Genomic DNA, 2,369 nt, shown 5'->3' with positions numbered 1-2,369 from the left:
TAATAGCCATCAGAATTACCCCGGCTTGAAATTTTACCGCATACAGCCTCTGCGGTTTGTTTATCTCCGGCCTTGTAATATTCTGCACAAGATTGAGCAGTTGGATTTTCAAGTGGATTGGAAGCACAACCAGACAAAATTGCTAGGATTCCGAATCCCAAAAACATCCTCTTCATTTCTTCTCCTTTTTGTTTCTGCATATGCACCTTTAAAGCTAACGCCTGCAGTTGCGGACGGAGTGTGATGGCGCTTTTTGTGCAACGCACAAAACGTGACAGCTCACGTAGTTCCGCAAGCTGCACTTGTTAGGTGGTACTATATTTACTCTCCATGCACGATGGTTGTGTTTTGTAGCCAAAGACCAAATAGAAAAGAGTTAACTTGATGATCTACGTGATGTACCTTTGTGATGCCGGCTTCTTTCATGGCTGTATCTATACTTGCATCGCCAAATGCAAATAAACCAGCAATTGCAGATACACTCGCTGAGCCCATTTTTGAACTCTGTGCATCTTTATCGGTTGCTACGGTTAAGTTTTGAGCAGGGCCTTTCACATTAGTGATAATTACACCAGCTGGGGTTGGGCCTCCTGGAAACAGGTTCGTTGCGCACCCTGACATAAATAAGGCTGATACGATTATTACGAAACCAAACAGTTTATTCTTTAACATATTATGATTTTCCTTAATTTTAAGTTATTGATTTAAGTTGAACCGAGATTTTATCTTATTGAAACTAATGCTGCCTACTAATTTTTCACCTAACGCTTTTATAAACGGCGCACGGCTCTATCGTGCGTCCAACGCAGGCCACGTTTCTTTGTGGCCGGAGTGATGTTTGATGAACTGGTTAGATGTTTTAGAACACCCAAGTAGAACAACACCACGTTGTGTAGCCGAAGGCGGAACTTTAGTTCGTTGCCTGTGGCTAAAATAATTAAGTTGACGACTTTACCGGATTCCCTAGGAACACACCACCGACGAAGCCTCTACAAATTAAAATGTACCTGAGAAACTTAAACAGCGGAGCGGAACAGCGGGAAACCGTGCCACTTACCCTAAAAACTTAAACGGAGGAATGTATGAAAAGAAACGAGCACTCCTTGCCGAGTATTGAGCCTTAAACCTAAAGGCCAAAAAACATTTAACATTTGAATCTACGACATAAGGTCGTATATCCATTTGTCGTATATCCTTTTTTAAAAAAATTCTATATCACACGAATCCTACATCATTTCTGGAGTCCGATGAAGTCCAAAGTTTTTGCAATTTACAAAGTGCGACTCGTGTCGCCTATCCTTTTATTACAAGCCTTCATAATTATTTGTTTTTAAATAGCTTTTACCGTATTTTAACGGTAGCTATAGATATACGACAGGAGGTCGCTTTTCATAGCTATTTTGACTCACTCTTAAACTAAAGGATTAGTTTTATGGATGATATACCACTACCTCTCCCTAAAAAGCCCGTGCGCTTTATTGATCAGTTTCGAGCATTTATTCGTAGTAAACAAATGGCCTATAAGACCGAGAAAACCTATTGCCATTGGGTAATACGTTTTATTCGTTTTCACAACAAAAGGCACCCCAAGGAAATGGGGGCTGTCGAGGTCGATCAGTTTCTGAGTTCTTTAGCGCTCGATCAGAGCGCCGGGGTCAATACGCAGAAGACTGCGCTCAATGCCTTGGTTTTTATGTACCATAAGTTTTTGAAGATTGAGCTAGGTGATCTTGATTTCAAGCTGAGCAACCAGCCGCAAACAATTCCTACGGTATTTAGTCATGCCGAGGCGCTGGCGGTAATAGGTAAGTTAGATGGCGTTTACCTTATGCTAACAAAGCTGATGTATGGGGCTGGCCTTAGGGTCATGGAGGCGGTTCGTTTGCGGGTTCAAGACATCGACTTTGCAAATAACTGCCTAATAGTGCGTGAGTCTAAGGGGCTAAAGTGGCGGCGCACGCTGCTTCCCAAGTCCTTGATTGAGCCCTTAAAAGTTCAAATAGACTATGCACTCGCGCTGCACGCGAAAGATCTTGAAGAGGGCTATGGGGCGGTCTATCTTCCGGGTGCCTTGGCACGTAAGTATCCGAATGCTGCAACAGCCCCTGCATGGCAATACGTGTTTCCGGCGAATTCGCTTTCGAAGGACCCGCGAGCTGGTATTTATCGCCGTCACCATTTAGGTGAGCGTGCGGTTCAACGGAAGATTAAAGAGGCTTTGAAGCTCGCTAACATATATAAAAAGGCTGGCTGCCATACCTTTAGGCACAGTTTTGCTACCAACCTACTACGAGCGGGAACAGACATTAGGGCAATTCAGGAAATGTTGGGGCATTCCAATATTTCAACCACCCAGATCTACACACACG

The 2,369-nt window shown here is 43.4% G+C and carries 3 protein-coding genes; 1 reads left to right on the top strand and 2 read right to left on the bottom strand.

Annotated elements, in window-relative coordinates; all coding sequences use genetic code 11:
• On the bottom strand, positions 1-200 hold a 200-nt coding region (locus A3761_RS19370), incomplete at its 3' end, for a membrane lipoprotein lipid attachment site-containing protein (RefSeq protein ID WP_156491958.1).
• A 121-nt stretch (positions 201-321) separates the two neighbouring features.
• On the bottom strand, positions 322-672 hold the full coding sequence (locus tag A3761_RS19365) for a TRL-like family protein (protein ID WP_068633991.1): 351 nt from the start codon (positions 670-672) through the stop codon (positions 322-324).
• 760 nt (positions 673-1,432) lie between these two features.
• Between A3761_RS19365 and A3761_RS19360 the strand changes: the two genes are divergently transcribed.
• Positions 1,433-2,369, top strand: a 937-nt coding sequence (locus A3761_RS19360) for an integron integrase (RefSeq protein ID WP_068750711.1), incomplete at its 3' end; no start/stop codon positions are given.

The sequence above is a fragment of the Oleiphilus sp. HI0123 genome, from assembly GCF_001635315.1.
Note: the sequence above shows the minus strand (reverse complement) of the source record. Positions and strands in the feature narration are given on the sequence as shown.